The 4,967-nt window shown below is 42.7% G+C and carries 6 protein-coding genes and 4 pseudogenes; 4 read left to right on the plus strand and 6 right to left on the minus strand.

The window, feature by feature from the left end; all coding sequences use genetic code 11:
- The 4 genes and pseudogenes from IQ234_RS19790 to IQ234_RS21420 form a co-directional block, all read left to right on the plus strand.
- Window positions 1-209 (plus strand): annotated as a pseudogene (locus IQ234_RS19790) (hypothetical protein); the annotation flags it as partial.
- A 71-nt stretch (window positions 210-280) separates the two neighbouring features.
- Entirely contained in the window at window positions 281-532 is a 252-nt protein-coding gene (locus IQ234_RS19795; protein WP_193958332.1) for a hypothetical protein, read from the plus strand.
- Window positions 533-534: 2 nt separating this feature from the next.
- Window positions 535-891 (plus strand): type II toxin-antitoxin system PemK/MazF family toxin, encoded by a 357-nt coding sequence (locus IQ234_RS19800; protein WP_193958333.1) that lies wholly within the window; start codon window positions 535-537, stop codon window positions 889-891.
- Window positions 892-919: 28 nt separating this feature from the next.
- Window positions 920-991: pseudogene (locus IQ234_RS21420) on the plus strand (photosystem Q(B) 2 domain protein); the annotation flags it as partial.
- Window positions 992-1,075: 84 nt separating this feature from the next.
- Here the strand turns inward: IQ234_RS21420 and IQ234_RS19805 are convergent.
- The 6 genes and pseudogenes from IQ234_RS19805 to IQ234_RS19830 all read right to left on the minus strand — a co-directional run.
- Window positions 1,076-1,903, minus strand: coding sequence for a hypothetical protein (locus tag IQ234_RS19805; protein ID WP_193958334.1), 828 nt, complete (start codon window positions 1,901-1,903; stop codon window positions 1,076-1,078).
- Between the two features lie 333 nt (window positions 1,904-2,236).
- A complete protein-coding gene (locus IQ234_RS19810; protein ID WP_193958335.1) occupies window positions 2,237-2,611 on the minus strand; it encodes a putative quinol monooxygenase in 375 nt (124 codons plus the stop codon).
- Between the two features lie 226 nt (window positions 2,612-2,837).
- Window positions 2,838-3,452 carry a formylglycine-generating enzyme family protein gene (locus IQ234_RS19815; protein ID WP_265578489.1) on the minus strand — a complete coding sequence of 205 codons (615 nt, stop codon included), beginning with the start codon at window positions 3,450-3,452 and terminating at the stop codon, window positions 2,838-2,840.
- Window positions 3,453-3,622: 170 nt separating this feature from the next.
- A complete protein-coding gene (locus tag IQ234_RS19820; protein ID WP_228008633.1) occupies window positions 3,623-3,778 on the minus strand; it encodes a hypothetical protein in 156 nt (51 codons plus the stop codon).
- 286 nt (window positions 3,779-4,064) lie between these two features.
- Window positions 4,065-4,841 (minus strand): annotated as a pseudogene (locus IQ234_RS19825) (IS4 family transposase); the annotation flags it as partial.
- A gap of 16 nt (window positions 4,842-4,857) precedes the next feature.
- Window positions 4,858-4,967, minus strand: a pseudogene (locus IQ234_RS19830) (IS630 family transposase); the annotation flags it as partial.

Below are 4,967 nucleotides of genomic sequence, written 5' to 3' on the forward strand. Positions count from 1 at the left end.
CCATGGCGTTTAACCTCAATGGTTTCAACTTCAACCAGTCGATTCTCGATTCTCAAGGTCGTGTAATCGGTACTTGGGCCGATGTGTTAAACCGCGCTGGTATCGGTATGGAAGTAATGCACGAGCGTAATGCTCATAACTTCCCCTTAGACTTAGCTAGTGGTGAACAGGCTCCCGTAGCTCTGATTGCTCCCGCTATCAATGGTTAATTCCTAGTCTGAACGAAAAGGCACTCCCGCGAGGGGGTGCTTTTTTGTTGTTAGAATTATGATGTAGCTCAATGTTAAATGGAATCAATGTTATGTTGTCTTCTCTAATAATTGAATTGGAACAAAAGTTACGAGACTGTTCTCTTGAAGATAAACAATGGTTATTGGAGAAGTTACATCAACAATTAGGATTGAATAATCAAAAAACAACTAAACAGGCATTAATAGATAGTTGGAATGAAGCTTATAGTGATGGATTGGACGAATCAGAAACTTTGATGTTAGAGGGAATACGCCATCATCAACGCCAATTATCTGAGTAAATATGACGATTTTTCAAGGTGAGATTTATTGGATTGATTTAGGAGAACCACAAGGCTCTGAACCTGCTTATCTTCGTCCTTGTGTTGTGGTGCAAAATGATGCTCTGAATCAGTCACAAATTGGGACGGTTATTGTGTGTCCATTAACAACCAATTTGAGACGAGCAAAAGCTATTGGTAATGTTTTATTGAATGAGGGTGAAGGGAATTTACCTGAATCCAGTGTTGTTAATGTTTCACAGGTTTTCACGGTTGATAAACGTCTTTTAACAGAGTCTATCGGAAGACTTTCTTGGGAAAAAATCAAATTAATTATTCAGGGAATTAAGTTGGTTATTGAACCTCAAGAACTCGAATAATAGGGGTTATAAAAGGATTTAAAGAATCCATTTTCCCTTAGACTTGGCTAGTGGTGAACAAGCTCCCGTAGCTCTGACCGCCCCTGCTATCAATGGTTAAGTTCTAATCAAATAATTACGACAAAAAAGATCGGGGTGAGCTAATGTTTGCCCCGACCTTTTTTTATTGAAATTCACGGCCAAATTACCTGACCAATAACCACTTCTCGCTCCAAGCACCATTGACATTGAAACCACTGCGCGTAGAGGTGAAGGTAAGGGAACCGTAGTCGAAGTTATTGCAGATTGTTCCGAAAATAGTGGCATGGACTCGCTCAGGTGGACAGATATCTCCGGCCCCGTAGCCGTTCTTTCCGATAGTCCCCAGGTGGGAATAGGTGTTGCCATCCCAATCCCCATTACCGAACCAGGTTGTGTTGGCCGGACCTTCTTTCAGCATACAGCGCAGACCTTTGCCTCTGCGCCCACCTGTCAAATCAGTTACCTGATATTGATTGAAATGACCACCATTCTGTTTACCGCAGGTTTTGGGACGGGGTAAGGGGTTGTAGTTAACAGAAGAAACCGAACGCCACTCCTCATTCCAAGCCCCAGTCACCCGAATCACTCCTGGTCTGACCGTTCGGATCTCGATATTACCCGGATAGTTGAAGTTAGCATCCTCCCCGTTACCGTGAATGTCGGACGCGAACCCGACTAACATTCTGCCTCGGTCAATCGCCTGTCCCAGATGGCGGTAGGTAGCCCCTTCCCAGGTTCCTTCCCCGTACCAGGACAGACGGGGAATGCTTGAGCCTTGCTGTCCTTTACTGAATTTGACACAGCGAATCCCAGTTCCCCGTCGGTTATCTAGCGAACGAACTATATATGTTTCTAGGTGGGGACCACAATTGAAGCGAGTAGCAGTAGTCAGACGGATCGGCTCTATTGGAATTTGAGCGAGGCTGGGCAAAGTTGCCACCAACAGGGCTATACTACTTAATATGATAGTCTTGACAGAACGTAGATTCATAATTTTTTCCTGAAATTGGGAAGCCGTGTTTACTTGCTAATTTCAGAATATTCGGAGTCTAAGGGTGATGTCAGTCCCAAAATAAGTGGAAATTGACGATTTCAATCGTTTCTACTTTTAGTAATAAAATAGAGGAACGTGGAAATTTAGGATCATTTATCTCTAGTTTTCTCCCGTTCCCCTGCGCTTTTTCGCACGGTCGATATGTACTGAAAGTTTAATTGTCTCTCGATTTTTCTAATAGTTGGGCGCAAGACAAATTCACCAAAGAAAGAAGTAACCCGGTGGGTTTCGAGATGGGAAGTAGGGTATCTCTTTTCTGTCAGTCTGGGGTTAGGCTTCGCTGGTGCGGCGAATACCTTCGTCGAGAATGAAGAACTGAGGGTTAAGAGAAGCCAACGGCTCCCGCAGCTTTTCGATTTCGGAAGCGGGAGCGTGAACTTCTAGGCGAATAATCTTGGCGATTTTGAGAAGTTCGTCTAGCAGTTCCCCGACGTTTTGCAGGTGGGCAAGAACTGCGGAAGCATCGACGTAACCCTCGCGGCAATGAAGAATATTGCCGCTAAAGGAAAAAGCATAATGGATACAGCCCTCTTCGGTGCGGGTTCTCTCCATAAACTTGGGGCTTAGTTCCTTGAACGCAGCAATTTTTCCTTCTGGTACTTCAAAGTAGGGTACGAGGGTACAGCAAGTATCGATCTTGAACATTAGATTCTCCTTTTAGGTGGTGCGGAGGGATATCCCTCGTTTGTGGTCTCTTCTGTCAGTCTTGAAAATTTTAACGAATTTACGTCGTTTCAGGCTAGGAGAAATCAAGGTTTCAACCCACGTTGACAAAAGAGAGATCATTCTCTCAATTCTCTTGTAGCACAAATATAGTACATTTGCTCAAAAAAATCGAAAAAGGGTAAAAAGGGAAAAAAGAGAAAAAGGGTTACAAAGTTCTCCCAGCACCGCACACCACCCGAAAACCTTTGACGTGGTTGCTGACGTCGCGGCGGTTGAAGTAGAAGCGGGAAGCGGAACGGCAGCGATTCGGATTGCCGAACCAAGAACCACCCCGCAGAGCTTTATATGCCTGATTTTGCTGTTTTTTGCTCTTTTTTATCTCCTCATAATTTTCGCACCAATCATCTTGACACCACTCCCAGACATTTCCGTGCATATCATATAAACCAAAGTCGTTGGCATAGAATTGCCCAACAGGGGTGGTTTTTTGGAGATTGTCATTATAGTTGGCTAAATCTGGGGTAAGAATTTCCCCAAAGTGATAGGGGGGGTAGGTTTCTCCTTTGTCGAGGTTTAAGAGTTTGGTTTGCGCTGGACAAGCGTACTCCCACTCGGCTTCCGTTGGTAGCCTATATTTTCTTTTACTTAATTTGGAGAGCCTTTGGCAAAATTCTACAGCATCTAACCAACTTACCCTTTCAACGGGGTTTGTGCTGCCTTTAAACTGCGATGGCTCTGGTTTTAAATCTTGCTCTACTTTTAAATCTTTTCTTTGGGCAATATATAACCATTGAGCTTGGGTAATGGGATAAATACCCATCAAGAAGTTTTTCAGAGTGACGTTGTGTTGCAGCTTTTCACTTTCATTAGACCTCTTGCAAAAGTCTTAAGTCGATCCTTGTACAGCAACATTTTTGAAGATTATCAACTACTAATAAATAATTAACTGAAAGTCCCTCCCATTATTGTTTCTATCGTTTGTTTTCGGATTTATGCAAGAGGTCTATTACTACTTTCTTGTTCTGAAAAACCCATTGTAAAAGTTCCCGATGGTATTTTGACTAATTCTATTTCTAGGTCATCGGTGAGTTTTTCTCTATAGATTAAAAGACGTTTTTGGGTCTTTTGGATGATTATTGTAGGCATAAGGGCTCTCCCAGGTTTGGTGGGTAAAATGTATTCTAAGATACATTCCTCCTAGCGAGGGGGTGGAACGAACCACAAAGACACAAAGGACACAAAGATTGATCGATCATATTGTGAGTTAAACTTATCACACAGAACCTAGAAGAGCCGCATAAGTAAGTAGTTATAATTAAATTGAAGATAGATTTTGCCTCTGATCCCGCCTGCCCCCGTTGATAAGGCTATCCATTAGTCACATCTTTCTTAACATAAAATTTGACAAAAAGAGAAAAGTGTGCAAGATGGCTCAAGGGGGTTCTATGGGGGGACCAATTTGATGAGATAGTTTCCAAGTCTGGCTGATATCATGTAACCTTCGCAGTCCCAACCAAATAGTTTTAACACCTGGTTCACCGTTAACCCTGAGAGAAGCCGAAGGGTCGCCTTTTCTACCTAAAAAACCCCCAAGAGAAGCAATCATTCTGACCGCTTCCCTAAAGGAGGGCGGCTTTTCAGGTGGCGGACTCTTTTTATGAATAGTGGCACACAAAGATTGCCATTCATGTTCTTCCAAAAAACTTTCACAACTCTCCTCTCCGTGTAATCGTGCTTGATAGGTTAACCAGAGTAATCTCCAGGCTACAATTGAATAGGTAGCTAAAGCCATCTCAATTCTCCGACCCGTTTCTAATTGCAGTTTTTCTAGTCCACAACCACTTTTTAAAACAAAATGATAGCGTTCTATCAACCAGCGATAACTATACCAGCGCACACAGGTTATCGCTGATTCAAAGCTACTAATGTCTAGGCTAGTTAAGAGGAGCCAACTGATAGGATTAACTCCGGGACGCGGATTTTCTTCTTCAGCTAAAATTACCTGTAATTTCACAGGTTGACGAGGGGTCGCCTTGCAGTGATGGCTAGGTACTTGTATTTCAAAACTGGCAAATCTAACTGTTAGTTTAGCTAGTCTAGCCTCGTGATTAGGATTGCGTTTTACTTGCACATCTAAGGTACCACAGGCTTTTATTTCTCTGATGGATTGATGTAAATATTTAGTCTCTGGATGCCCTGACCTTTGCTTATAGCAATTCTCTGACTCATGAGGTACAGTAGCAACAGTGAGTAAACCAATTGCGAATATCTTTTTGAGTAACTTCTAACATAGCTAATTCAATCCCTTCTATTAAGTCTTTGTAAGTTCTTGCCT

Source organism: Microcystis aeruginosa LEGE 91341 (genome assembly GCF_015206885.1).
GTDB lineage: Bacteria > Cyanobacteriota > Cyanobacteriia > Cyanobacteriales > Microcystaceae > Microcystis > Microcystis aeruginosa_H.